At 43.8% G+C, this 26,897-nt stretch carries 20 protein-coding genes; 5 read left to right on the top strand and 15 right to left on the bottom strand.

The window, feature by feature from the left end; genetic code table 11:
* Positions 1-14 precede the first annotated feature (14 nt).
* Positions 15-647 (top strand): hypothetical protein, encoded by a 633-nt coding sequence (locus MKY23_RS12535; RefSeq protein WP_339838464.1) that lies wholly within the window; start codon positions 15-17, stop codon positions 645-647.
* Between the two features lie 73 nt (positions 648-720).
* On the opposite strand, the gene MKY23_RS12530 is transcribed toward MKY23_RS12535, so the two are convergent.
* Complete coding sequence (locus MKY23_RS12530; RefSeq protein WP_339838461.1) at positions 721-1,959, bottom strand: multidrug effflux MFS transporter; 1,239 nt, start codon at positions 1,957-1,959, stop codon at positions 721-723.
* Between the two features lie 45 nt (positions 1,960-2,004).
* Entirely contained in the window at positions 2,005-2,751 is a 747-nt protein-coding gene (locus MKY23_RS12525) for a GTP pyrophosphokinase family protein (RefSeq protein ID WP_154984253.1), read from the bottom strand.
* A 232-nt stretch (positions 2,752-2,983) separates the two neighbouring features.
* Here MKY23_RS12525 and MKY23_RS12520 point away from each other — a divergent pair, with 232 nt between their 5' ends.
* The gene (locus tag MKY23_RS12520; protein ID WP_339838458.1) at positions 2,984-3,709 is read left to right on the top strand and encodes a YoaK family protein; all 726 of its coding nucleotides are present in this window, start codon (positions 2,984-2,986) and stop codon (positions 3,707-3,709) included.
* Between the two features lie 44 nt (positions 3,710-3,753).
* Here MKY23_RS12520 and MKY23_RS12515 read toward each other — a convergent pair whose 3' ends face one another.
* Positions 3,754-4,665 carry a LysR family transcriptional regulator gene (locus tag MKY23_RS12515; RefSeq protein WP_253494975.1) on the bottom strand — a complete coding sequence of 304 codons (912 nt, stop codon included), beginning with the start codon at positions 4,663-4,665 and terminating at the stop codon, positions 3,754-3,756.
* A gap of 175 nt (positions 4,666-4,840) precedes the next feature.
* Between MKY23_RS12515 and MKY23_RS12510 the strand changes: the two genes are divergently transcribed.
* Positions 4,841-5,557: an O-methyltransferase gene (locus tag MKY23_RS12510; RefSeq protein WP_154886183.1), complete on the top strand. Its 717-nt coding sequence runs from the start codon at positions 4,841-4,843 to the stop codon at positions 5,555-5,557.
* Between the two features lie 77 nt (positions 5,558-5,634).
* Positions 5,635-6,969 carry an MFS transporter gene (locus MKY23_RS12505; protein ID WP_253494977.1) on the top strand — a complete coding sequence of 445 codons (1,335 nt, stop codon included), beginning with the start codon at positions 5,635-5,637 and terminating at the stop codon, positions 6,967-6,969.
* An 83-nt stretch (positions 6,970-7,052) separates the two neighbouring features.
* Here the strand turns inward: MKY23_RS12505 and MKY23_RS12500 are convergent, their stop codons facing one another.
* The 11 genes from MKY23_RS12500 to MKY23_RS12450 all read right to left on the bottom strand — a co-directional run bounded on the left by MKY23_RS12500 (position 7,053) and on the right by MKY23_RS12450 (position 21,757).
* On the bottom strand, positions 7,053-7,256 hold the full coding sequence (locus MKY23_RS12500; RefSeq protein WP_154958792.1) for a hypothetical protein: 204 nt from the start codon (positions 7,254-7,256) through the stop codon (positions 7,053-7,055).
* A gap of 73 nt (positions 7,257-7,329) precedes the next feature.
* Positions 7,330-7,593, bottom strand: a complete 264-nt coding sequence (locus MKY23_RS12495) for a YkgJ family cysteine cluster protein (RefSeq protein WP_154886185.1) — start codon at positions 7,591-7,593, stop codon at positions 7,330-7,332.
* 37 nt (positions 7,594-7,630) lie between these two features.
* Positions 7,631-8,485 (bottom strand): chemotaxis protein, encoded by an 855-nt coding sequence (locus MKY23_RS12490; protein WP_154886186.1) that lies wholly within the window; start codon positions 8,483-8,485, stop codon positions 7,631-7,633.
* A 243-nt stretch (positions 8,486-8,728) separates the two neighbouring features.
* On the bottom strand, positions 8,729-10,723 hold the full coding sequence (gene treP, locus MKY23_RS12485) for a PTS system trehalose-specific EIIBC component (RefSeq protein WP_339838449.1): 1,995 nt from the start codon (positions 10,721-10,723) through the stop codon (positions 8,729-8,731).
* A 37-nt stretch (positions 10,724-10,760) separates the two neighbouring features.
* The gene (gene treC / locus MKY23_RS12480) at positions 10,761-12,476 is read right to left on the bottom strand and encodes an alpha,alpha-phosphotrehalase (RefSeq protein ID WP_221789746.1); all 1,716 of its coding nucleotides are present in this window, start codon (positions 12,474-12,476) and stop codon (positions 10,761-10,763) included.
* Between the two features lie 280 nt (positions 12,477-12,756).
* Complete coding sequence (locus MKY23_RS12475) at positions 12,757-13,449, bottom strand: metal-dependent hydrolase (protein ID WP_154886188.1); 693 nt, start codon at positions 13,447-13,449, stop codon at positions 12,757-12,759.
* Positions 13,450-13,632: 183 nt separating this feature from the next.
* The gene (locus tag MKY23_RS12470) at positions 13,633-15,336 is read right to left on the bottom strand and encodes an alpha-glucosidase (protein WP_339838440.1); all 1,704 of its coding nucleotides are present in this window, start codon (positions 15,334-15,336) and stop codon (positions 13,633-13,635) included.
* 182 nt (positions 15,337-15,518) lie between these two features.
* Positions 15,519-16,388, bottom strand: coding sequence for an effector binding domain-containing protein (locus MKY23_RS12465; protein ID WP_339838437.1), 870 nt, complete (start codon positions 16,386-16,388; stop codon positions 15,519-15,521).
* 271 nt (positions 16,389-16,659) lie between these two features.
* Positions 16,660-19,092: a glycogen/starch/alpha-glucan phosphorylase gene (locus MKY23_RS12460; protein WP_339838434.1), complete on the bottom strand. Its 2,433-nt coding sequence runs from the start codon at positions 19,090-19,092 to the stop codon at positions 16,660-16,662.
* 363 nt (positions 19,093-19,455) lie between these two features.
* On the bottom strand, positions 19,456-20,559 hold the full coding sequence (gene glgD, locus MKY23_RS12455) for a glucose-1-phosphate adenylyltransferase subunit GlgD (protein ID WP_154984222.1): 1,104 nt from the start codon (positions 20,557-20,559) through the stop codon (positions 19,456-19,458).
* Between the two features lie 34 nt (positions 20,560-20,593).
* Positions 20,594-21,757, bottom strand: coding sequence for a glucose-1-phosphate adenylyltransferase (locus MKY23_RS12450; protein WP_154887347.1), 1,164 nt, complete (start codon positions 21,755-21,757; stop codon positions 20,594-20,596).
* A 729-nt stretch (positions 21,758-22,486) separates the two neighbouring features.
* Between MKY23_RS12450 and MKY23_RS12445 the strand changes: the two genes are divergently transcribed.
* Entirely contained in the window at positions 22,487-22,729 is a 243-nt protein-coding gene (locus tag MKY23_RS12445; RefSeq protein WP_339838430.1) for a hypothetical protein, read from the top strand.
* A gap of 3,203 nt (positions 22,730-25,932) precedes the next feature.
* Here the strand turns inward: MKY23_RS12445 and MKY23_RS12440 are convergent.
* Positions 25,933-26,871, bottom strand: coding sequence for a tyrosine-type recombinase/integrase (locus MKY23_RS12440; RefSeq protein ID WP_339838427.1), 939 nt, complete (start codon positions 26,869-26,871; stop codon positions 25,933-25,935).
* Between the last annotated feature and the right edge of the window lie 26 nt (positions 26,872-26,897).

Here is a 26,897-nt window from a genome sequence, read left to right as displayed (position 1 = left end):
GGATGTTCTTGAACATGAACCATGTTTATTCCCCTTATGCAGGTTATTATGATGGTCGTTATACAAGTTACGGCGAAGATCGTTCCATTCAATTCCCTCCACTCTTCCCGGGTGGAGGTAGTCTCCCTGGAGGGCAAACTCCGCCAGGCATTCCCGGAAGCCCGGGCTCCTATCCTCCTTTCATTCCTGGTGCAGGAACCCCTCCGGGTCCCTATTTCTCTGGTGGCATACCGGGTCCTGGTCCGGGCCCAGCTCCAGGTGTACCCGCACAGCTAGCTCAGGGGAATCTCCCTTCCCTGCTAAGCGCCTATCCTCGCCCGGTCGGTCAGCCGCCTGCCGAGATGTTATTTTTGTATAACCTTATCAAAAGCAGTCCTGGACTACTGCCACTCTTCCTCCAGCAGCAACCGCAAAGCCTGACACAAGCCGTTCAATTTGCCCAAACAGGTGCGGCCGCGCCACGGGATCAAGAGCAGCGTGTACTCCCTAATTTCTGTTATAACCGTTGGTCGCTCGTGTTTACGTATAATGATGTGTATTTAATGTGGCCTGCTATTAATCTGTTTGGCTTTGTTGTTGGCTATTTCTATCCATACCAGACACCAGGAATTCTGCTCAACACCCAAATTCTGTTCGCCCTTTGTTAGTGGCAGACAGACTAAAAGGCCCGCATTGGAAGACTATGCTTCCCTGCGGGCCGTTCCTGGTTATACTTAAGTACTATGATGTTGTAGAAACGGTCTGTTTCGGTTTACTCCTACCGATCATGACAACATACAAGAGCAATGCCCCCAGATCAGCACATGCGATCACAATTCCCATGGGCACTGCTGTATGTTCTCCTCCAAGACCCACGAGTGGAGCAACGAGTCCGCCAAACAGAAAGGTCATAACACCAATCAACGCTGATGCACTTCCAGCCGATTTCGCCTGATCAGCCATAGCCAGCGCGAACGACGCTGTATTAATCAACCCCAAGCTGGACACAACCAAGAATAAGGGGATTAGAACTGAAATCAGCCCGCCTCCAGCAAGAATCGCGACAAGTAAGGAAGTTCCTCCGACAGCCGCTATAAGTAATCCGGCGATTAACAGCCGTGTCTCCGATACCTTACCGGCTAGCCGTCCGGCGATCTGGCTGGCAAGAATAATGCCCAGTCCATTGATGGCAAAACATATACTGAACATTTGAGGGGACACCCCGTATATTTTCTGAAGCACAAATGGTGATCCCGATATGTAAGCGAACATGCCTGCCGCTGCGAAACCTTGCGTTAGAGCATAACCCATAAAACGGCGATTCCTCGCTATGCTGCCAAACGTCAGCAGCGTCTGCTTAAGCCCCCCGCTCGATCTTTTATGCGCCGGAAGTGTCTCGCCCAAACCAAAGATGACTGCGAGAAGCGCGAGCACCCCGATAAGACTTAGCAAAATAAATACGCCTCGCCATGAAGTATACGTCAGAATTTGTCCACCTATAATCGGTGCCGCGATAGGTGCCACTCCATTAATAAGCATTAACAGAGAAAAGAAGCGGGTCAGTTCTGGACCCTCGTATACGTCCCTGACCACTGCACGCGCAATGACAATCCCCGCCGCTCCGGCCAGACCCTGAATAAAACGTAACACAACGAATGACCCCATCGTTGGGCTAACCAGGCATAATATAGACGCAATCGTATACAGCACAAGTCCGGCAATCAGCGGTATGCGACGACCTCTCACATCGCTTAATGGCCCCGCAAGCAGCTGGCCCAGCGCAAGCCCGATCATACAAGCTGTCAGGCTGAGCTGAGCATACGAAGTGGACGAGCCAAATTCATCCGCGAGCGTTGGCAGGGCTGGCAGATACATATCCAGAGACAGCGGTCCGAATGCGGAGAGCGTCCCGAGAATTAGCGCCATTCTCACTCTTGGCGTAGCCGTGGTGTGTAATGAAGCTGTTGCTTTACTTTTCATCCCCAATATATCCCTTTCTTCCCAATCGTGTTGCCATATTCATGTTTAGTCCTCTCCGCCTCCAAGCAATCTTAGCAAGTTGTTAGGCAAGGTAAACTGCTGATTATTAATAATAATACGGCGCAGCTCCTCCTCATCCCGCTCGTTCTCCGCGTCCTTGATCTCCTGGATCTCACGGTGCAAGCGTTCCATTTGGTGATCCAATGCATTGGCAGAATCCGCCGCACTTTTCAATTCTCTTGTTAAATGTTCCGGAACATCTTTGTTGTATTTATAAAAGATTTTATGTTCCAGACTCGCCCAGAAATCCATCGCGATTGTACGAATCTGAATTTCAACACAGGCACGTTCCTCGCCATTGGACATGTATACCGGCACTTCAACAAGCAGATGCAAACTTTGATACCCGTTCGGTTTCGGATTTTGGATGTAGTCTTTCACTTCGAGGACACGCAAGTCACTTTGGTTGCACAGCATATCCTTAATTCGATAAATATCAGAAATGAACGAACATGTGATACGTACACCAGCAATATCCTTGATATTTTGCTTGATGCTTTCAAACGTCAGCTCATGATTTTTACGGAACATTTTGTTCATAATGCTCTCGGGAGACTTCAATCTCGACTTGGTATGCTCAATCGGACTGTAGTCATGAAGGGACTGGAACTCTTCTTTCAGCACTTCAATTTTGGTTTCCATCTGATCCAGCGCAAATTTATAGATCATCATAAATCGTGTAATTTCGTATTTAAATTTCTTGAACTGGTCAATCGGATGCGGAGCATTCATCATCAGTTTCTTCCTTTCTTTTGACACCTCTATGATTTGATAACCAACTTGTATACGTTCGTATGCATGCTGGTCTTATGACATGTCTTCTATATCATTATAAAACATCTGACATGAATAAACGAATTTTAGAAATGTACATGTGCCGCTTTGGTTCAGATTTCGTTTTGATGAAGGCGGTACATTAGCTGTATACTGGAGGAGTTATGTTTGCTTGAAAGGACGGGAAAATATGAATCACAATCACCTCCAGAAATACGCCATGTTACTGCTCTGCATGTCAGCCGGTATGGTCGATGTCATCGGATATCTGGGACTTGGGCATGTACTCACAGCTAATATGACTGGAAACATCGTGCTGCTGGGTATCGCGATTGCCCGCGCTCAGGAATTTGTTGTACTGCGGGCTTTGCTCGCCCTCATCGGTTTTATTGCGGGGAATGCAATTGCGGCACATATGCTTGGAAAGGTCAAAACCAAAAATGGTTGGTCACCGCGGGTAACTGCCGTATTTACCGTTGAAAGCATACTACTTCTGCTCTTTGCAATCCTTATAATCAGTCCCTTTTCCGAGCAATTATCCTATCTGTTAATTGTACTGCTTGCGATCGCCATGGGGATGCAAACAACGGCTGCCCGAAGGATTGGTATTGCGGGAATCTCTACAACGGTGCTGACCAATAATCTGGCAGCGGTGATTGAAGATGCTGTAAGCATTCTTCATCGGTTAAAACATGCCAATATCCGCTCCTTGGTCAAAGCGCTGTCCTCTGACGCCTACCTGCGAGCAGGCGCAGTTGTGATCTATCTCGGCGGAGTCATCATCGCAGCATTGCTTTTCCATCATGTGCCCCTGGTAGCGGTGTGGGTTCCTGTACTGGTCATTGCTGGCGTAACGCTTCAGGCAAGATTCGCGTCTTGGGGCAAAGAATTAGAGTTACATCGTAATCCGGAGTGAGGAACATCTTGCGAATATGTGCTACTGAAACAATTTCACAATGCTCAATGATTTATTGCAGAGTGCATCGCAAGGGCTTCTTTCCTGATCCATTGAACCAATTGTCTTGCTGCCGGCGTCAGCTGTTCCCCTGCCCGTGTACAGATGGCAATCGTATTCTGTAACTGTACGTTTTGTACATATACACGGGCAAGTTTGCCTTGATTAACGTCCTCTCTTACAACAAGGGATGAGATGAAATTAGCACCATATCCTGCCTTTACTGCGCTAATCGTTTCGTTCAATCCGTTGAACTGAAGTGTTATTCGTGGGGAGGGCAGGTTATTGGTCGTACACAAGGCAGCCAGTCTTTCCCGTGTTGCACTGCCTTTCTCACGCATTACGAATGGCTCATCCATCATCTCGTGCAATGTAATGTTTTGACCTGCATACGGATGATCTGGATGCACCACAAACCACATTTCATCTTCGAATAACTTATCCCAATGCACACCCGGATGACTGACTCCACTTCCTCCGTATATCGCAATCTCAGCTTCATAACGAAACAACTGGTCAAAAGCCATCTGTGTATTGCTTGTGCTTACGACAAGCTCAACATCCTCATGTGTCTGCTTGAACGTGGCAATCCAACGTGGCAGCAAAAAATTGGCCGGCAAGTAAGTCGCCGTAAGACGAATCAGTCCTTTTTTCCCCTCCCTCATGTCCTCCACAAATTGCTCCACTTCCAGTTCCAGCATGAATAATCGCTCGGCATATTCCATTAAATGTTTCCCTGCATCGGTAAGTACAAGTTTTCGTCCTTCGGAACCAAACAGCACTATGCCTAGTTCACGCTCAAACCGTTTGACCTGAGAAGATACCGCAGGTTGACTGATATTCAATTCTTCCGCAGCCCGGGTAACTCCGCCGTACTTCACAATGGCGTGAAACAATCGTAATCCATGCAAATTCATACATCTTCTCCTCTTCCTTGCTTACTTACGTACTGGTCCAACATTTTTATCCATCATAATATATAACTTTAATATATATTAACATACAAAATATATATTTTATTTATATGTCAATCTCCTCTATAGTTGAATTATAAGAAATACGAATTCAGCTAAACAGAAAGGAAGATGTGTAATGAGTAAACATGATTTGAATAATAGCCAGGTTAACCAGCCCGCCCGTTGGAATGAGGTCGATCATTATATAAACAGCCTTCTTCTTCCAAACGACAAAGACTTGCAAGCTGCACTTGAAGCCAATGCAGAAGCAGGGCTACCGTCACATGATGTCACACCGAATCAGGGAAAGTTCCTTCAGCTATTGCTGAAAATACAGGGGGCCTCGCGCGTACTGGAGATCGGAACTCTAGGTGCTTACAGCACCATCTGGATGGCCAGAGCCCTGCCAGATCATGGACGAATTGTCTCGCTGGAGTCAGAACCTAAACATGCGGCAATCGCACAAGCCAATCTGACCCGGGCCGGACTAATGCACAAAGTAGATCTTCGAGTAGGCCCGGCACTAACCTCCCTTCCTGATATTAAGGAAGAGTACCCTGAACCCTTTGATCTGATTTTCATCGATGCTGATAAACCGAGTAATCCGGATTACCTGAGATGGGCTTTACGTCTGACACGACCAGGAAGCTTGATCATCGGAGATAATATTATAAGGGACGGGGAAGTCATTCACTCTGACAGTGAAGACCCAAGAGTTCAAGGGGTTCGAACCTTTCTCGAATGCATCGGAGATCACCCTCATCTTGAAGCCACGGCACTGCAAACCGTAGGTAGTAAAGGATACGACGGATTTGTGATTGCTCGTGTCACAGATTCCCCTGTAACAAAATAAACAGTGGTCAATTCTTCCGAAAATCTGCCTTTCCTGTTACACTGGTATCACTGCACAGGCAGACTGGAGGGAGTCACTTGAGAGCTTTACGACAGATTCAGGTTGAAATTGGCGGGTGGTCTCGCAATATTCAACTGTTCTTTCTGGCAAGTCTGCTGTATCAGATCGGAAACGGCATGTTCTCGGTTCTTTATAATCTGTACATTCAAGGCTTAGGTTACGATGACACCATGAATGGTCAAATTGTCAGTATCCAATCTCTTGCTACAGCAATCATGTTCATTCCTATTGGATTTAGCGGTGACAAGTTCAGCCGCAAAAAATTGTTGATTATCGGGGCACTATTCAGCGGTGCTTTTCTGATCGGACGATCCTTCGATTATGCCGCCAGCGGGTTGATCTGGTTTGCTGTATTTTCTGGGCTGTTTGCTGGTGTTTTTCAGGTACTCGCTATTCCTTATCTCGCAGAGAACGTCAAAAAAAGTCAGCGTCTCAAAATGTTTAGCTATTATTCCTCTTTGGTGCTTGCATCTCAGGTTCTTGGCAGTCTGGGCGGAGGCGTGCTTGCAGACGTGCTTCACTCTGCCGGCATGGCCAAAGTCACCGGATTGCAGACGGTCCTATTTATGGGCGGAGCTGCGACACTAGCCGCATTCATTCCGTTGCTTTTTGTAACCGAGAATCAGAAATCTAGTACAGATCTAAATACGAAACAACTTCAGCCTAGCCAACAATCTGTTCAGAGGGCTGAAGCGGAGCTTACTCGTGCTGTGATAACACCATTACCCGTTGATGATGACACACGTATTAAAAAAAGAGATACCAAGCTGATTGGTCAGTTCATTGTGACACAGTTGCTGATCGGATTAGGATCAGGGCTCGTTGTGCCTTATCTGAATTTGTATTTTACGAATCGCTTCGCCGTATCATTAAGCGGCATGAGCATCCTGATTGCACTCGGTCAGATCATGACCATTGTGTCCATGTTGATTGGCCCAACGTTAGCTGCCAAAGTTGGCAGTGTACGAGCTGTAGTTATTTTTCAAGTATTATCGCTACCCTTCCTGTTATTTACAGGCTTTACGAACCTGCTTTTCATTGCATCCGTCAGCTTTTTGTTCAGGCAAGCGCTGATGAATGCGGCTAATCCAATTCATTCCGCCATATTAGTGGACCGGATCTCGGATAAACGCCGCGGGATCGCCAACTCCATGATGCAAACTTCGTTTATGATTGGTTGGGCCACGATGGGGCCCGTGCAGTCATATCTGGTTACTACCTATGGAACCTATTGGGGATACGCGGTTACGTTCAGCATTACAGGCTGTCTTTACGTCATCTCTTCCCTGATGTACTTCTTCATGTTTAGAGAGCCAAAGCCCTCTGTTACTGTTCTTGCAGACAGATCGTAACCATAAACAACTAAAAAAAGAGTATCCTCATGCTGTAGCACTCACGGGATACTCTCTTTTTTGGATTATTTCTCCTTGATTACCTACCAATATTTTGGATTATACATAAGAACGACTATACCCACCGTGACTACCGCTGCTAGAACAACAAAAGTGTAATATCTCGGTTTATTTTTTGGACTTGGAGCTTGCTCATCATAATGATCGGAGTTGCGGCGATATGAACCCATCCACAGATCGCTCATCATATGGCCAACCACTTTCACTAGACGTTTGATCCAATCCATTATTAATCCCCCTTCCACAATCAATATTATTCCATATTAAGTATAATTAACCTTCTATAATCAAACAAGTCTTTCATCTTAGGCCTGGTGCTGTTTGCTGTTCCAACTGTGTCAAAATATGAAAGGCTTCCTGATTGTTGCTGCCGCACATCGCTTCCTCAGCCTGCAATCCACTACATACTGCCGGGCGGCTGGCCTGACCGAATATACCGCAGCGATTATCGTCCGTCAGTTGGATACATCGCACTCCAGCAGGTTTGCCTTCAGGCATGCCGGGAATCGGTGATGATATGGATATGGCAATACAACATGCGGCACATCCCGTCCTGCATTCCATGATGTTTCCTCCTTCATCTGCTTCATATAGCATTCTGTTATCTTGAGCGATTTACCCATGTCCATGTTCGCGCTAACCCTTGGGCGATTCTGCGGTTCATGTGCTCACTGGTAAAATATCCTCCGTGGCTCAGTGGATTCCAGCTTGTAGCTGGTCCACCGACACGCACCTCAATATCCTCCTTCACAGCGGCCGCATATGCCGGGTCAATGGGACGTAATGGATAACCTAATATATCGTTGCTTTCATAAAAATTAACCCACTCCCCTTCCAGATGTGGAAAGTAATGCGTGGCCTGCGGCGCAGGCACCCGAATGGGACGGCTGAAATTATCGTAGCGCAAACTCCATAGCGGCAATGTTGTGCCAAAAGAGTAAAAATTGGTCAGCGTATCTCCCCGCTCCAAAGCCGAATTCACATCCACTATTTCCGGTATTCGGTTGGATGACGGATACTGCAGATCATAGAAAAAGTTGCTTGCAATGACAGCTCCGAGACTATGAGCGACGACACAAAGCGGAGCTTCCGGCCCATTGCGCTGTGCGAGAACGTGCATGGCCTGATTCAGCGTTCGGTGCACGGCATCATAATGATGTCCTTGGTTCTCTACAGGTTGGTACGCCACCGCATCGGCGAGATAATGAATGACAAAACGGCGTAATGCCTGGTAGTGCAGTCCCGGTGAACGAACCAACTGTTGAAACAAAGCCTCTTCCCGCTCCTCGAACACGTCCGCCCAGAAGACAGGTTCAATATCCAGCATCTGTTTCGCGGCGCCTGGCAGCACCATGACACGTTCCATTTCTTTGCTCAAGCAAGCGATCAGCTTGTCAGCATAATCCTCTTTTTGCATACCCAGTCCATGAATGACCATCACCGCTACCCGAGTCATGGCTTTCCTCCTTATCATTTGACTAGGAACACGCCTTGTACACCCACTGTATGAACTGCTTTTTCTCCGTATGACTGACATTCAACTGAAGCGCCAAACGAGTGCACTTCGACTCATTATCAAAAATTGTAATTACTTGATGGCATAACTATTTTATCATGATGACTATAGAAAATCACACCTCTAAACGTCAAAAGAAGCTGCAGGTTTCACAGCTCCTTTTGACTACTACCAGATATGAATTTATCCTTTCAAATGAATCCTTAGAACGCCGCTCTGACTTGAAGTGACATCTCCTGTCACCGTTTCAACCCGTTCAACCATATCCTGACCATCCGGGATAATAATAGGCGTAATGAGTGGATAACCGGCATTTTCGATAACGTTACGGTCAAATTCAAGCAGCTTCTCTCCGGCTCTCACGCGATCACCCGTGTCTACATACATAGAGAAACCTTCCCCTTTAAGGGATACCGTATTAATGCCGACATGAATCAACACTTGAAGTCCGCTCGCGTGTTCCAATATAACCGCATGTTTGCTTTTAATGACATGTGCCACTTTTGCGTCAAATGGGGCAACCACTTGATTCCCCGAAGGTTCAATTGCGATACCTTCACCCATTTGTTTCTCGGCAAACGCCGGGTCAGGAACTTGCTCCAGCGGCACCGCTTTACCCGTCAATGGCGCCATGACTTCGAGTGTTTTTGCAGATGCATTTCCAGGCTTCGCTGTACTACGATTGCGCTCAGCCATCTCTGTTCCTGCTGCTGTCTCGGCAGATGTGATCCCTGAAGCGGACCCTCCGTTCGCCGTAAGTTGATCTTCTTTTCTCAACTTCGCCCGTCCAAACACAACGGTCAACAGGAACGGCACCACCAGAACGATGGCCATACCGATAAAGAAGACACCCCATTTATCCGGGAAAATGGACAGGAATCCAGGCACACCGCCTACACCGATGGACGTGGCCTGAACATTATTCATCGTAAGCAGTACACCACCGATAGCGGAACCGACCATACCGAAGATAAACGGATAACGGTAACGGATATTCACCCCAAAGATGGCCGGTTCGGTCACTCCGAGGAAAGCAGATACGGATGAGGTAGCCGCAAGCCCTCTCATTTTCTTTTCACGTAACACAAGCATCATCGCAAGTGCTGCCGAACCCTGCGCAATATTGGACAAAGCCAGCATCGGCCACAAGAAGGTGCCACCTTGGCTACCAATTAGCTGTACGTCTACGGCAAGGAACGTATGGTGCATACCGGTAATAACGAGTAACGCATACAGACCACCGTAGATCAGACCACCCAGCGCTGCATACGAATCATAGATGTAAATCAAACCGGATGTGATGGCGTTTGCAATTGCAAATGTAACCGGTCCAATAATCGTAAATGCCAGAAATCCGGTAACCAGCAATGTCACAGGAGCTACGACCAGCAATTTGATGGAATCATGCACCCTTTTATTCAGGAAAATTTCCATCTTGGCAAGTAGATACGCCGATACCAATACGGGCAATACCTGACCCTGATAACCGATCTTCTCAATCTCCCAGCCAAACAAATTCCAGGTCGGAACCGTGCCTTTGTTTACCGCATCAGCGTAACCATATGCACTCAGCAGATCGGGATGTACCAGAATCAGACCCAGCACAATCCCGAGCAACGGACTGCCGCCGAATCGGGTCACCGCTGACCAACCGATCAAAGCGGGCAGGAATGTAAAAGCAGTGCTTGCTATGGTGTTAATGATGGAGGCAAGGTCTTTCCATGCCGGGTACACATCCACTAATGATTTTCCATCAAAGAAAATACCAGGACCTGTCAAAATGTTGTTAATCCCGAGTAGTAGACCTGCTGTAATAATTGCTGGCAAGATCGGAATGAAAATGTCCGAGAGCGTTTTGATGGCACGTTGCAACGGATTTTGCTTTTTACCCGCGGCCGCCTTCACATCATCTTTCGAAGACCGTTCGCCTCCGGTAATCTGAATCATCTCTTCATAAACTTTATCCACCAGACCTGGACCGATGACGACCTGGAATTGACCTTGGGAGGAGAACTGCCCTTTGACCAGATCATTCTGATCGAGAAGCTCTGTATCCACTTTGTCCTCATCATATAGAGCAAACCGTAGCCGTGTCACACAGTGTGTCGCCGCTTCAATGTTGTCTTTGCCGCCGACCGCCCGGACGATCTCTTCGACCTGTTTTTTATCGATTGCCATAGTGTCACTTCCTATTTATAAAATGGACTTCATTCTGTTATTGCTTGATTAACCACATATAAGAAGCATACGGACTGAGCGTGATTTGCTGCTTCAGCTCAGGTTTTGCATCGGTATTACTGACAAGTAGTTCAGGTGATTTACCTGCAATATGATTGTTCCAGACCACTTCAGGAACTTGAAATGCTGTATCCTGTTTGCGGAAGTTGGACACTACGATTAATGTCTCATTCCCGTTGGTACGTGCGTATGCAAATACTTCAGGGTGGGCATCATCCAACCGTTCATACAAACCGTCAGTCAGTACATTCACCTCTTTACGCAGAGCGATTAGCTTCCGGTAATGATGATAGATGGAATCCGGGTCAGCCATCTGCTCTTCCACATGAATGGACGGATATCTCTCATCCACCTTGATCCAAGGTGTTCCGGTTGTAAATCCAGCATTAGCTGTACCGTCCCACTGCATCGGTGTTCGGGAATTATCCCGGGACCGCTCCTTCACAATCCGGAAAGCCTCTTCGGCCGTTTTGCCCCGCTCTTCCTGCAACAAACGATACATATTCGTGGACTCAATGTCGCGGAACTCGCTGATGTCATTCCAAACAGGGTTAGGCATACCAATCTCTTCGCCCTGATAGACATAAGGCGTTCCTTGTAATCCATGTAAAGTCGTCGCCAGCATTTTGGCACTCTCCACGCGATAATCCCCATCATCCGCAAAACGGGATAACGCACGCGGTTGATCATGGTTGTTCAGGAACAGTGCATTCCATCCGCCACCAGCCTGCATTCCGGCCTGCCACTCACTGAATAGTTGCTTCAAGGATTCAAAGTCGTATGGCATGAGCTCCCATTTCTGCCCATCCGGATAATCCACTTTCAAGTGATGGAAGTTAAAGGTCATCGAGAATTCTCTGGAAGCCGGATTGGAATAACGAATACAGTGCTCAAGCGTAGTCGAGGACATCTCCCCTACCGTCACCATGTTATAGGGTCCAAATACCTCATCGTACATTTCTGTAATATATTCGTGCACACGCGGCCCATCCGTGTAATACTTGCGTCCATCGCCCGGTGACACGCTACCATCGTCGTCCGGGAAACGCTGGTCTTTGGAGATGAGGTTAATGACGTCCATCCGGAATCCATCGACTCCTTTTTCAGCCCAGAACTTGATCATATCGCGTACAGCCTTGCGCACTTCTTCATTTTCCCAGTTCAAGTCTGCCTGCGTTCGATCAAACAACGTTAGATAATATTGTCCGGTCTGCTCATCATACTGCCAGGCTGGCCCGCCAAATTTGGATTGCCAGTTGTTGGGTACACCACCGTCCGGCGCGGGGTCTCTCCAAATGTAATAATCCCGATAAGGATTGTCCTTCGATGAGCGAGACTGTTTGAACCATTCATGATCGGTTGAGGAGTGATTCACTACAATGTCAATCATCAGCTTCATGTCACGCGCTTTCAACTCGGCAAGCAATTCATCGAAATCTTCCATTGTTCCAAAGTCGGGGTTAATGCGGTAATAGTCTGCTACGTCATACCCGTTATCCCGCTGCGGGGATACGTATACGGGTTGCAACCAAACAATGTCGATCCCCAAGTGCCGCAAATAATCCAGCTTCTCGGTTAACCCCCGAATGTCGCCCGTTCCCGATCCAGTTGTATCATTGAAACTCTTCGGATATACCTGATATACCGTTGATTTCTTCCACCACGTGGACGGCTCCTTATTTTTTGAACTCATGTTAACGCCTCCAATATGTTGTATTGCCCTCATCTAACCCACCTGTTAGCTTCTTCATCTATATTACATAAGTAAACATGTATATACAAGTTGAAACGAAAATTTGGTTGATGTACCTCTTCTACAACTTCCCCATAAATAGTTACTCTGTAACAACTAATTTTGAACTCACGTTTCGTAAATCCACTGATAGCAGTCTTTATTCACGAGAATGAGAACGCAAAAAAAGACGATACGGATCAACTCCGCTTCGTCTTTTTGTTTGAATATGTGAACATCGTTACAGTGAAATGGACTCACCAGGGGCCAGCACACGACCCTCTAATCCTTTGGAAGCCAGTTGCTCTACAAAATGCTCCGCATCCTGACGAATCGCAGGGAAGGTATCGTAATGAACGGGAATCGTCAATTTGGCGTTAAACCATTCCGCTGCCTGCAATGCATCTTCAGGCCCCATCGTATAATGTCCGCCAATAGGCAGGAATGCAACATCGATTTGATGCCGATCCCCAATCATCTTCATATCGCCGAACAGGCTTGTGTCGCCAGCATGTAGAACCGTTTTACCACCGATATCAATGATAAATCCCGCAGGCAAACCTGCATACATAATGCGCTGTTCCTCTTCCAGCACAATACCGGACGTATGGAATGCCTGAATCATTTTCGCTTTGGCAAATTCCAGATCCACCGTACCGCCCATATTCATGCCAAGGGTATCAAGCCCCTTCCACGACATATATGTAGCCAATTCCACAATCGCCACCACTTTGGCATTATTGGCTTTGGCAATCGGTTCCGCATCCAGAATGTGATCCATGTGAGCATGTGTCAACAGGACAACATCCGTCTTGATGTCCTCTGGTTTAGTTACCGCTAACTCATTGCCACGCAAAAACGGATCAATCATGAGTGATTTATTTTCTGTGCCCAGCTGTACACTGGAGTGTCCGTGGTACGTAATATTCAACAATTCATATTCCTCCTGACTTTAATATAAGTTGTCCTCTCCGTTGCTGTGTGAACAAAAAAATTTAACTTATATTTTTAGATTATTATAATTCAGAAAGCTTTGCGAGCGCAAAACTGTCATCCTTGTTACGTTCGTCAGCTAGCTATGCATATTAATCACTTCCATACGCTGCTTGCGCATTACTTACTCGCCGCTTGTACGCTTTTTGCAATACACCCTTGCTTCATACGGCTGGAGCAAAATTGCTCCTTCATCGGTTGAATAACGTCTGCTCACGTTGCCGATCATTAATTTGCAGTCTTCTGCATTCCAACCTTCCGGCCATGTCATCTCTGGCTCATTCGCACTAAAATTCATTACAATTAACCACTGCTCATCATCCAGTGTACGTGTATATGCATAAATCTCCGGGTCATCTGGCAAAAGCAGTTCATACGCGCCATAGATTAACACATGATTTTGCTTACGCAATGTGATTAATTTTCGGTAATAATGCAGAATGGAATGTGGATCCGTCTCCGCATCCGCCACATTGATGTCCTTATAATTGCTGTTCACTTCAATCCAAGGATTACCTGCCGTAAAACCGGCATGCTCGGATTCATCCCATTGCATCGGTGTTCGTGCATTATCCCGGCTTTTCAGCCAGATGGCCTCCATCACCTCATGCTTGGATTTCCCTTGTCCTATATAGTGATTGTAATAATTTTTAGTTTCGATGTCCCGGTATTGGTCAATGTCAGGGAACACTACGTTGGTCATGCCAATCTCTTCTCCCTGATAGATATACGGCGTGCCTTCCAGCGTTAACATCCAGGTTGCCAGCATCTGTGCAGAACGAACCCTGTATTTACCGTCATCTCCAAAACGCGAAACCGGGCGCGGCTGATCATGATTGCCCATATAGTTGGCGTTCCAGCCCCGGCCGTGCAGCACCGTCTGCCAGCGGCTCATGATTTCTTTTAGCTCTGTCAGCTTCCACGGTTTGTAATTCCATTTCCCTATACCAGAGGACTCAGCATCCACAAACATGTGCTCAAACTGAAACACCATATTCAATTCATCCCGATCCGTACCTACATAAGCTAGAGCCTGCTCAGGCCCAAGCCCAGAGGTTTCACCCACCGTCATCGGGCCGTATGGCTTCAGTATCATCTGATTCAACTTGCGGAGGATGGAATGTACCTGCTCCAGATTGGAAAACAGCTCATATGCCTGCACCACAGGCAGGTTGTTCGGGTTATGTGCATTTGGCAAGCCATCGGCTTTGGCAATATGGGCAACTGCGTCAAAGCGGAAGCCATCCACCCCTTTTTCCAGCCACCAATGTACCATTTCGTACATTTCTTCAGCCATCTCCGGATTATTCCAGTTCAGATCGGGTTGATGCTCAGAGTATAGATGCATGTAATATTCGTTCGTTTCCGGATCATGCTTCCATACTGAACCCCCGAAATAAGACTCCCAGTTGTTCGGCACCTGCCCGTTTTTACCGGAACGCCAGATGTAATAGTCGCGTCTTGCATTGGTTTTGGAAGAACGGGATTCCGCAAACCAGGCATGTTCATCCGAAGTATGATTTAGCACAAGATCCATCATGACTTTGAGTCCACGCTTATGCGCTTCGGCAAGTAGCCGGTCAAAGTCCTCCATCGTGCCGTATTTTCGTAAAATCGCGTAGTAATCTCGGATATCATATCCGTTATCATGACCTGGGGAATCATAGATAGGACACAGCCAGATGACGTCTACGCCGAGCTTTTGCAAATAATCAAGCTTTTCATAGATCCCCTGCAAATCGCCATATCCATCTCCGTCGCTGTCCTTGAAGCTACTTGGATAAATCTGATATACCACACTTTCCTTCCACCAAACGATAACACCCACCTCGCTTTCTTCTCTTGTGAAGCAATTCACCCGTTAATATGTTTTATCCGAAAAGAAACCCTTATAAACACCTGAACTCAGGTTTTATACAAAAAGACAAAAGACCCGAAACCGCAATCGCAGCACGCGATCAGCTTCGAGTCTTTCTTGACCTTCTTTTCCCGCCAAATAAGCAGTAAGGTCTATTTTATCGGGATGTAGATCTTCATGTCTAACCGCTCAGGTGTTGATTTCCACACATCGGTCACTTCAAAGTCCGGCCCCTCCCGGCGCTCATACTTGGAAGCTGGCAGCCAGCTTCCGTAGATCATTTTGCGCACATCCTGCTCTGAGCCTTCGGTTGTAAACTCGGCATACAGCCCGCCTGGAATCTCCAGACAGGTATATCCGGGTTCTAAGGAATCACCGCTTCCTGAGCTCTCTTCGCCAACGATAAATGAAAATGCCCCATCCTCCTGAAAATGAGCCGCAACACCATACGCCATATCAGGGCGAATTCGCTCTGGAATGTTCATGAACTTCTGCTCACGCCCAAATTCATGATAGAATCCGGGAATCTCTGTATAATGTTGCTCTGAATTCAGGTTGGTCTTATATTCATATCCAATGATCCGGATCGGCTCCAGTGTCACCATACGTGGCGGATTCATATGGAACGCGGTGCCAAGCTGTAAACGATATTCATTAAAATCAATACGTTGTTGCATGAATTCCTCTGTTAAAGCCTCCTGCTCCAGCTTGCGAAACCGCGCCGGTGTGATACCAAAGTGCGTATCGAAAGCGCGGGTAAAGGCTTCCTGCGAATGATAACCATAGCTAAGCGCAATCTCAAGTACACCCTGCGCCGTGTTTCTCAAAGTCGAAGCAGCCTCCGTTAGTCTTCGTCTGCGCAAGTATTCCAGAACAGTAAAACCTGTAATCGCCTGAAACAAACGTTGAAAATGAAATGCCGAAAAACTGGCGGCCGCCGATACATCCTTCATGTTGAAAGGCTCCTGCAGATGCTTCTCCAGATGCTCGATGGCAAGCTGAATACGTGCATAGTGATCCATATGTCCCGTCTCCTATTCATTTGCGTGATATGTAGTCTACGTTGTCTTCCGTGCTGGTTTGTTGCTTCCCTAAGTATGACTGAAATGCCCCAGCATTTTTTGATGCTGAATGCGAACTTAGGGTATTCATAACAAAAATCTCTTGTTCCTGTCCGCAGCCCTGCAGCGAACTTCCCACTGCCAGGCGCAGACATCAAACAAGAGAGCGTGAACTTCCGTTTGTAAAGCTAATTTATCAGTTCTATTTTTTTAAACATGCTTCTTTTCTACACTAACCATTCCAGTGCCCGGACACAGGATGAATACCCCATATATCGGTTGCATACTCACTGATTGTCCGGTCACTGGAGAAAATGCCTGAATGTGCTGTGTTAAGCACAGCCTTGCGAGTCCAATCCGAAACATCACGATACGCTTGATCAATCGCTACATGTGCGTCAGCATACGCTGCAAAATCCCGTAATACAAAATATTCATCCCCATGTGCGAGCAAAGAGTCATAAATATCCCAGAACTCCCCATCCCGATAACAGAATGCCCCCGGATGCACCAATTGCTCCACGACTTCACGAATACGTTCATCCTGATCCACGATTTCGTTCGGACGGTAGTTACCGTTCCGATAATATTCCAGCACTTCGTCGGCACGCAAGCCATAGATGAACATATTCTCTTCACCGACCTGCTCTGCCATCTCCACGTTTGCCCCATCCATCGTGCCAATCGTCAGTGCGCCATTCATCATAAATTTCATATTACCTGTACCGGAGGCTTCTTTTCCCGCTGTCGAGATCTGTTCACTGACATCTGCCGCAGGGATAATTTTCTCGGCAAGCGAGACAGAATAGTTCTCCAGGAAAAAGACCTTCAACCGGTCATTTACCGCTGCATCGCGATTCACGGTATCTGACACCGTATTGATCAGTTTGATGATCTTCTTGGCAAAATAATAACTTGGCGCGGCTTTTGCTCCAAAAATAAACGTGCGCGGCACCATATCAAACGACGCATCGCTTTTCAACTTGTTATACAGATGCATTACATGCAGAATGTTCAGGAGCTGTCTTTTGTACCCGTGCAACCTTTTCACCTGCACGTCAAACACAGAGTCCGGGTCAACGGGTACACCCGTGTGATCCAGGATGTAGGACGCCAGACGGTTTTTGTTATCTCGTTTGATTGCACGAAATTGCTCCTGGAACGCGGATTGATCGGCGTAATCAGCCAGTTGCTCCAGTTTGCCTGGTTCCGTGATCCATTCATTGCCGATCGTCTCTGTAATAAGATTCGACAGCTTCGGGTTGGCATGCATTAACCAGCGACGGTGTGTAATACCATTGGTTTTATTGTTAAAACGTTCAGGGTACAGGGCATAAAACGGCGCCATCTCCCGCTCTTTCAATATCTCCGTATGCAGTGCAGCCACACCATTGACACTATGACTTCCTACGATGGCAAGGTGTGCCATGCGAACTTGATCATTCGCAACAATCGCCATATGCTCAATTCGTTCGTCATCACCCGGATAACGATCTAAGAGCAACCCGCAGAACCGTTTATTAATCTCTTCAATAATCATATAAATACGTGGCAGTAGCTTGCTGACCATGGATACAGGCCATTTTTCCAGCGCTTCGCTTAGTGTCGTGTGATTGGTATAAGATACCGTGCGGGTAGTAATATCCCACGCTTCATACCAGCCGTAGCCTTTATCATCCATTAGAATTCGCATCAGTTCGGGAATGACCAGCGTAGGATGGGTGTCATTGATATGGAAGGCCACTTTGTCCGGCAAGCGGTCATAAGACAGTCCCAGCTTGCTAAATGTACGCAGCGCGCTCTGCACTCCTGCGGAACACATAAAATACTGCTGTTTCAAACGTAGCAACTTACCTTCGTATTGGGAATCATCCGGGTACAGGAATTCCGAGATCGACTCCACGGAACGGCTGTAATCCAGATATCCGTAATAGTTCGATGGGGTGTCCAATGACGTCTCCCGTTTCGGCTCTGCACTCCATAACCGTAATGTGTTCACATGGGACTGGCCATAACCGATAACGGGCACATCATACGGTACGGCAACAACCGATTCAGCATCCTTTGTCACGAAATGGTAATGTCCATCCTGCTCATAGGCTTCAACCCGGCCCCAGAACTGAACTTCCACCTTTTTGTCTGGACGGCGAACTTCCCATTCATTGCCCTTATCCAGCCAGTTATCAGGTAATTCTACCTGATTACCATTAATAATTTTTTGTTCGAACAGACCGTATTTATAGCGGATACCACATCCATGTCCCGCATAGCCAAGTGAGGCCAAGGAGTCCAGGAAACAGGCAGCAAGCCTTCCGAGTCCTCCATTGCCTAGCCCTGCATCTGCTTCCTGTTCTTCAATACATTCCAGTGAAAAGCCAAGTTCCGCCAGACTGTCACGAACCAGTTCCAGCTCATTTACATTCAGCAGATTGTTACCAAGCAGACGTCCAATCAGAAACTCCAGCGAGAAGTAATACACCTGTTTATCCTGACGCTGCTTGAATCCCTGATTCGAGGCTGCCCAGTCCTGACCCACATATTCCCGAATCATACTGCCGAGCACATGGTACACATCTTCCTTGGTAGCTTCTTCAATTGGTTTGCCCAGTTTGCTGACGAGATTCCGTTGAAAGATTGATTTGAACGTTTCTTTGTTGTCAAACAAAAGTAGGTTCCTCCCGGTGAAATCCTGCGGGTAGGGGCGGTTCGTGACTAGTTCGAAGGCATGCGGTTACACCTTTTAAAGCTGGACGTTGGAGCCGAGCACCCGTTTCAGTCACGAATCATTCTTTCGATCGCTGTTGTCTCTTCCATTTCCTGATCACCTTTTACAAGGTTGAAATGGAGAGACAAAGGCGAACGCTTCGCTTCTCCAGAATTGATTTCGTTCCCTCCACTACGTCTGCACCAACATAGCAACTTTGACGGTGGCACTTCATGCGTTCAAACAGACACGAACCTGAAAACTTACACGCAGGATTTTATTTTTTTATATATAGTTATGGATGATATCGGATAGATTTCGGTTTTAAATAATAGTGCTTTTGGCTAAAATATACGGGTTCGACGGGGCACCAATTAACGTCTGCCCGCCGGTCAGTTTGACGTCTTTATCCAAAATGACATTCTCCAGTACAGTCCCCTCGCCAATGTAACATTTCTGCATAATGATCGAACCCTTAATCTTCGCACCCTTAGCCACATGCACACCCCGGAACAGGATGCTGTCCTGCACTTCACCGCCTACGATGCAGCCATTGGCAAGCAAGGAATGTTTGACATCCGCTGATTCCAGATATTTGGCGGGGGCTTCGTATTTGATTTTGGTTTGCACGGGATCTTCTTTGAACAACTGTTCATATTGTCCTGTATTCAGCAGATCCATGCTATTTCGGTAATAGCTGTCAATCGAGTTAATTACGGCATGATATCCTTCGTAGGCATAAGCCGCAATCTTCAATCCGCTCGGATTTTTCAGGATGGCGTCACGGAAGAAATGAGTCTCCCCATGTTCAATGCAGCGCTGCACCTGTTTAAGGAAAAGTTCTTTTTCCATGATGAAAATCTCCGTATATATATTCGTATGGTCAGCACATTGGTGAATGTCCACCACATTGCCATCTTCATCATGATCGACTTTGACGCAGGATTCATGCTCAGGCAGCACTTGGTCTACTTTTTTGCAAACCAGCGTGACGTCCGCTCCCTTACGGATATGATACTGATAGACATCCTGAAGATCGGCTTTGGTCACATGCCGGCTACCTGCGTGCACAACGTATTGCCCGGCCCCTCTGTGGAAGAAATCCAGATTGTTGTGAAAATGTTGCAAATCCCCCTGCGACGTATCCGTTGGATCGTTCCAATCCGGAGGAAGAATAAACATGCCACCATGTTTGCGGTCCAAATCCCAAGGTTTACCGTCACCCAGATGATCCATCAGCGAACGGTATTTGCGGCGAACAAAGACACCAATGCTCTCAATACCCGCATTCATCATGTTAGACAGGACAAAATCAATCAGACGATAACGCCCGGCATAAGGTACCGCGGCTCCGCAGCGAAAGTACGTCAATTCCTTCAATTCTTCCAGTTCATGGTCAAGGTTAATAACTCCAATTAGTGATTTCATGCCGCGCACCGTCCTTTGCCAACATTTTGGTCCATCAATTCGCTATTCCTTGACGCAACTGTCGTTCCAATTCTTCCTGATCTACCAGTAAGATGTCACTCTCGTCTCCAGGCGCGGGAGCAATCTGGGTTCCATCCGGGATGACTAAGCCTTCGGCGATAATGGCGTTGTGAATGGACACATTACGGCCAATCTTAACCCGAGGCATAACAACGGAATCGATCACTGCACTGTTCTCTCCCACCTCGGTTCCATAGAACAGGACGGAATGATTCACCTCACCGTGCACGATGCTGCCCTCACTGATGATGCAGTTGCGCACCTTGGCGGCAGGCGATATATATTGAGCAGGCTGGTTCGGGTTACGGGTGAAAATGCGCCAGTTAGGATCATTCAGATTCAGGGGTGTCTCCTCGTCCAGCAGATCCATATTGGATTCCCACAGACTGCGGATGGTTCCAACGTCTTTCCAATATCCTTGGAACGGGTAAGCAACTAAAGATTTGTCATTTTCAAGCAACAACGGAATGATGTCTTTACCAAAATCGTAGGAGGTGGATGCCTGCTGTTCGTCCTGAATCAGGAAACGTTTCAGCACATCCCATTTGAAGAGATAGATGCCCATGGAAGCAAGTGTGCTTCGGGGCTGGGAAGGTTTTTCTTCGAACTCATAAATGCTGTAGTCTTCATTCGTATTCAAAATGCCAAAGCGGCTCGCTTCTTCCAGCGGAACATCAATCACGGAAATGGTGCAATCGGCATCTTTTTCCTTGTGATACTGGAGCATCTTGTCGTAGTCCATCTTATAGATATGATCACCGGATAGAATCAGCACATGTTCGGGATCAAATTGTTCAATAAAATTCAGGTTACGGTAAATCGCGTCAGCAGTCCCGCGGTACCAGTTACTTCCGTCTTCCCGTTCATGGGGAGGAAGCACATAAACCCCGCCATTTTTACGATCCAGGTCCCAGTCACTGCCAATACCGATGTAGGAATGCAGTACAAGTGGTTCATATTGGGTCAACACACCCACGGTATCAATACCTGAATTCGAGCAATTGCTCAGTGGAAAATCAATAATGCGGTAGGTTCCCCCAAAATAAACAGCGGGTTTTGCCAGTGATTTCGTCAATCCCTTTAATCGTTTCCCCTGCCCTCCGGCGAGCAGCATCGCTACAACCTCTTTTTTTGCCATCATTACAGCCTCCTCCACGTGCATTCATTCTGATTCATTTCAGAGCCCATAATCGATATTCTGTTGTGAAAACACGGCTGTCTTGATTAGGAGCATGCTGTACAGATGTGTAACGGAATAAAGACATCATTCATATGTAACCGGACGTCTTTCGTTAGATGATCACTGGAATGTTGATGCGGCTCGAATTAATGATCCAGTTTGGTTCGAATTTCTTTTCAAATGCAAATAATGCGACGATGGTGTGTTTTAATGCATGTAGATGGTGTTGGTGTTGCAGAGCATGTTGATTGTGTAGAAAATGACTTGGCTTGCATTGTAGACTGTGCTAATGATGGGTAATGAAAAATGAGCTTATTACCCATTAAACAGGAATTCGATCGGGGAATCTTGCGGTAACAGCAAATTTGAAAAAAAATCAGGGCATCGCTGGTTTGAACCTTACGCGCTCCTGTAACGCCGCTGTTATTTTAATCTATTCGATAAATACGAATTAAAATCCTCTTGGTAATAATATGGAAACCAACTGAAAATACTAAACCTTTTCTCCTATGAAACTAACAAAACAGGTCTTATGAATCAGAAATGGGCAATTATTTTGTAAATTTTTAGAGGAATATGATAGAAATGTGTCGAATATCAAAGGTGGTATGAAAGTAAGATCAAGATATTCAGCAATGAATCGAGAAATTACATACTAATAACTATAAATTATTTGGAGGTTTTGTAGTGAATGAAATAGAACGTTTAAAAATGTTATTAACAGATGTATCTGCTGAGTTGAAAAAAAAGTATCATATCAGTTTGATGACCAATACCCGATCTAATACAGGTGGAGATAAATATTTTCATCAAAAATTATCTAACAAGGATATCTTTAATGATTTGAAGATTGGAAAGAAGTATTTACACGGAATCAAAAGCGCGGATGTTTTTGTGGAAGTGTTTTTTAATGAGATGATTTATAAATAAAGTCCCACAACAGAACATTTTAGGAAAAAATTTAATTTAATTTTAATATATTCAAGGTATTGGAAAAAAATCGGTTTATCCCTTCATTCTGTGAAAAATGTCTATTTTACTGGATCAAAGATTGTAATTTCTTTTATCAAAATGATACACCAAGTATTTAGAGAGACTAATATCAATTGTTCCGAGCAGCTTTGAATTTTTCATTCTTCAAACGGATGGTTTTAATTACACCTAGTATAAAAAATCATTGTTAAATCTACAAATCATAAAAGCATTGGACTCTTATTGTTTCATCAATTAAATGATAAATGTAAAGACGATTGATCTTCAAACTGAAATGGATATAATCAACCAGAGCATAGACGGTAAATCTTCCATTTTGATTCAAGAGTTCATTGAAAATTATGAATGTGGGTATAGTCCTTTAATTATTTCAGAAGAACCTTATGCTTTTAATCCAGTTGGCATTTATATTAATGGTCGAAGCTATCATCTTCAAGATGGATTTTTGCTTACGAGCACTCATTTAATGATAGTTATGATTTTTATTCATTAAGGTTTTAATATAAAGAGAATCGCCTAAAAATGTTTGCAACAGAGAAATTGAAGCACAACAAATTGGGACTTAGAAGCTTCATGGGATAATGATTTTAGAATTAATAACCAAGAAGTGCAATTTCTTTGTGAATAGCAAAAAATGTAAATTATATATTCATTTGCATTTGTTTTTATTTCTTTAGAAATCAAGATATATATTTCAATTATTTAATTTTTTCATAAAAAATCGGATTAATTTAAACTTTATTGAAATTCTATATAATGACGAAAACTGAAGGTCTGAAAATAAAAATAATCTGCTGATGAGTGAAAATGAGAATTTGGACTGTCATCTCTAGGCTTCGATTCAGTAATATAGAGATCTCAATGGTCCAGTTGAGAAGGGAAAATAATCTTTTTTGATTCAAACATTAAATAATTATTTAGATGTTTATTTTATTTTCACAATTTCTAAAAAAAGATTTCAATTTTAATTCGATTAATAAGTAGTCTGCATCATTTTCAATTACGTTGAAGGATTGCTTTTTTATTCCAGGATTAGTCAAATGATCGATAAAAACTATCTACATTATTGACAAGAATCGTGTTTTTCAAAATAAGTATGTTACTGTTATAGTTTTCTTAATGTTCATTAATTAAGTAAATATTTAATAAATTAATTACCATTACTGGAAGAAATTTCGGCAGAAGCATCATGAATCTTGCTTTTGAAATTCATGATGCTTCTTCTCATTGTTTACTGTTCTATTTTCTTATTTCCTCCAAAATGAGCTAAAAAATCAGCTAAGAAGAGATTGAGAAATTATAAATTTTTTCAGTTAAGGAAATTGGAATAAGATTTCTTTTATAAGCTACTACAGACATCCTATTCAAATGTGAAAAATGTAGCTTCTTCTAAACGGTGTTAATATTTTAAAATTATAATTACACATTTGCAAAATTATATTGCAAATGTCGTAATTATAATTTTAAAATATGCAACCTTCTGCCAGAAGGCCCAACTGATTTTTCGGCAGATTTGAATGAAAAGACTTTCTGCCTAGTAATCTTAATAAAAGAAAGGTCGATTTTGTTTGCTTACTGAAAAAATTTGTAATTCTCAACAGTTTTTTGCCTTTATCAAATTGACCTAAGAAAATGTTGAGAAGAGAGTAAAATTACACTGCGCCCATTGTTCTGATTCTTCTTCCCGATTTCTTCCAATAACGAACACAATGCTTTAGTTTATTCCGTTATTCTGAATGTATTTAAATCTAACATTAAGGAAACAAGAAGTTGTAATCTCAATATTCTGAACGAAATAATAGTGAGTGCGATATCGATATTTGACAGTTCCTTATAAGAAGAATCAAGTACCTGGATAAATAGTACACTTATTGCATCGCAAATCTATTGAAATCTTTTTTTAGAAATTGTGATTGTAAACATCTAAATAATTATTTAATGTATTAGTTCAAAAAGATTAATTTTAAATCCTTCTGAGATCTCTATATTACCAGAGGTGCTAATAGCAAACAGTCCTAAGATTAACATTTTCTCCTCTCTCATCAGATTATTAGCCCGTATTTTCAGATAATTTTCGTCTGAATTTTAAGTTTTAAATTAACTGAAAATGGAATGATAAAGCTATAAGAACTATATATAATTCTCTAAAAATGATTTGAAAAAATGAAATGTTTCCTTTTTTTGAAATAAAAAAAGTAAGATTCTATTCAATATATAATTTACATTTTTTTCTCCTTCACTAAGAAATTGCACTTCTTCACTGTTGCAATATCATTAATTATGATGAAATCTTAAAATTTGTTGTGCTTCAATTTCTCTATTAGTTAAACATTTTTCGATTCTCTAATATAAAAGTTTAAAACTATTATTAAATGATTCAGTTAAAAATCCATGATGCTTAGTATTAATTGAAACCACTGGTTTAAATAATAAGGTTTGTCTGATGATTAAAGGCTTCAATTTCTTCTTTTCAATGAGACTATTGAATCAAAAAAATTTCCTGTATTTCTCGGTTGAGTGTTATTCAGTTCTTTTAAGATGATAAAACTTTAATTTATCATTTTTGTCCTATCTTTTTTCATTTGAAACAATGCAGGTCTAACTTTTATGATTTTTGTAATCCTGACTAGTGATTTGTTATCCTGTAATTAAAGATTAGAAGTTTGAGGGATGAAAAATTCAGCTGTCGGCTACAATTGATAATATGAGTCTCTCTAAATTTCTAATCATTTTGATAAAAAAGTCAATCTTTGAGTCGAAAATTTCACAGAATGAAGGGTTAAAGATTTTTAATATGTTGAATATATTAAAATTAAGATTAAATCTTTTTTCCTAAAATAAGTTCTGTTGTACTTTATTTATAAACTCAATCTCATTAAAAAACACTTCCACAAAAAAGTCCCGCTTTTTTCCGTCAAATACTTCTTCGAATTCTAAATCATTAAAGAACTCGTTGTTATTCGAATAATTTTTACTAAAAATTATTTATCTCCCTTGTATTAGATCGGGTATTATATCAAACTGATATGATACTTTTTTTCAACTCAGCAGATACATCATTTTTTAGATTCATTATTAAACGCTCTATTTCATTCACTACAAAACCTCCAAATAATTTATAGTTATTTGGAGGTTTTTCTCTACACTTTTAAATTATTTCTTGGATTAAACCTCGACAGTACATCCTTCTTTCGCTCCACAGAGACTTCGGTATAGATTTGTGTCGTGCTTACATTGGTATGTCCAAGAATCTCCTGTACCGATCGCAGATCTGCACCATTATTTAGCAAATGAGTAGCAAAACTATGGCGAAGATAATGCGGAGTTGAATTTTTACTTACTTTTGACATATCTCTAAATTTCGAAAAAATGTCCTCTATAGAATATATGGAGAGCCTATGGCCGTATTTGTTAAGAAAAAGAGCGTCACTTTGAGGTTCGAAGTACTCACGAACTTGGAGCCAGCTCTTAATCTTTTGAATAACCTCTTCACTTGAAATATATAAGAGTCGCTCCTTACGGCCTTTCCCAAAGATGAGCACGGTTCTCTCTTCAAGATCAATATGCTCAATATCTATACTAACCAATTCACCAATACGAATCCCGATGACGTATAACAACTCAATAATTGCGGCATTTCGAAGGTTTATCCTCTTTCGAAAAATCGTGTGTAACTGTTTCATATGCTCTTGGGGGGCATTTAACAATTTCTCAATCTCATTGACGGAAAGTGTCTTGGGAATGCGCCTTGCCGTTTTGAATTTCTTCCCATAACCATCAATGGGTGATTCCTTCAGATTTCCGTTCTGCACGAGATAATTGAAAAATGCTTTAAAACATATGTATTTCCTCTTAATCGTAGAGTCTTTAAGTGTCTGTTCACTCGTTAATTGTTCAAGGTATTTACGCAGATTATCTCTAGTTACTTCGTGTAATACATGTGAATCAAGCCAGATTACAAGTCTATTCAGATCAGATAAATATGCTCTGATGGATTTATGAGACAGATTGCGTTCTACACTCAAATAGATCTCATACTGTCGCAAATAATGGTTTAAATCAGTTGTGCTGAGTTTCATGATGCCTCCTGAAATGCATGTCATAT

The organism is Paenibacillus sp. FSL R7-0272, from assembly GCF_037969905.1.
Classification (GTDB): domain Bacteria; phylum Bacillota; class Bacilli; order Paenibacillales; family Paenibacillaceae; genus Paenibacillus; species Paenibacillus polysaccharolyticus.
This window is presented reverse-complemented; position numbering and strand designations above follow the sequence as displayed.

What these genes read in the sequence shown, in the direction of transcription:
- MKY23_RS12495 (WP_154886185.1), bottom strand. Translation starts at nt 7,593, where the DNA reads ATGGAATGCAGGACGGGATGTGCCGCATGTTGTATTGCCATATCCATA.
- treC (WP_221789746.1), bottom strand. Translation starts at nt 12,476, where the DNA reads ATGAGTTCAAAAAATAAGGAGCCGTCCACGTGGTGGAAGAAATCAACG.
- MKY23_RS12500 (WP_154958792.1), bottom strand. Translation starts at nt 7,256, where the DNA reads ATGGATTGGATCAAACGTCTAGTGAAAGTGGTTGGCCATATGATGAGC.
- MKY23_RS12530 (WP_339838461.1), bottom strand. Translation starts at nt 1,959, where the DNA reads ATGAAAAGTAAAGCAACAGCTTCATTACACACCACGGCTACGCCAAGA.
- MKY23_RS12535 (WP_339838464.1), top strand. Translation starts at nt 15, where the DNA reads ATGAACCATGTTTATTCCCCTTATGCAGGTTATTATGATGGTCGTTAT.
- MKY23_RS12465 (WP_339838437.1), bottom strand. Translation starts at nt 16,388, where the DNA reads ATGGATCACTATGCACGTATTCAGCTTGCCATCGAGCATCTGGAGAAG.
- MKY23_RS12520 (WP_339838458.1), top strand. Translation starts at nt 2,984, where the DNA reads ATGAATCACAATCACCTCCAGAAATACGCCATGTTACTGCTCTGCATG.
- MKY23_RS12525 (WP_154984253.1), bottom strand. Translation starts at nt 2,751, where the DNA reads ATGAATGCTCCGCATCCGATTGACCAGTTCAAGAAATTTAAATACGAA.
- treP (WP_339838449.1), bottom strand. Translation starts at nt 10,723, where the DNA reads ATGGCAATCGATAAAAAACAGGTCGAAGAGATCGTCCGGGCGGTCGGC.
- MKY23_RS12510 (WP_154886183.1), top strand. Translation starts at nt 4,841, where the DNA reads ATGAGTAAACATGATTTGAATAATAGCCAGGTTAACCAGCCCGCCCGT.
- MKY23_RS12490 (WP_154886186.1), bottom strand. Translation starts at nt 8,485, where the DNA reads ATGACTCGGGTAGCGGTGATGGTCATTCATGGACTGGGTATGCAAAAA.
- MKY23_RS12515 (WP_253494975.1), bottom strand. Translation starts at nt 4,665, where the DNA reads ATGAATTTGCATGGATTACGATTGTTTCACGCCATTGTGAAGTACGGC.
- MKY23_RS12440 (WP_339838427.1), bottom strand. Translation starts at nt 26,871, where the DNA reads ATGAAACTCAGCACAACTGATTTAAACCATTATTTGCGACAGTATGAG.
- glgD (WP_154984222.1), bottom strand. Translation starts at nt 20,559, where the DNA reads ATGAAATCACTAATTGGAGTTATTAACCTTGACCATGAACTGGAAGAA.
- MKY23_RS12450 (WP_154887347.1), bottom strand. Translation starts at nt 21,757, where the DNA reads ATGGCAAAAAAAGAGGTTGTAGCGATGCTGCTCGCCGGAGGGCAGGGG.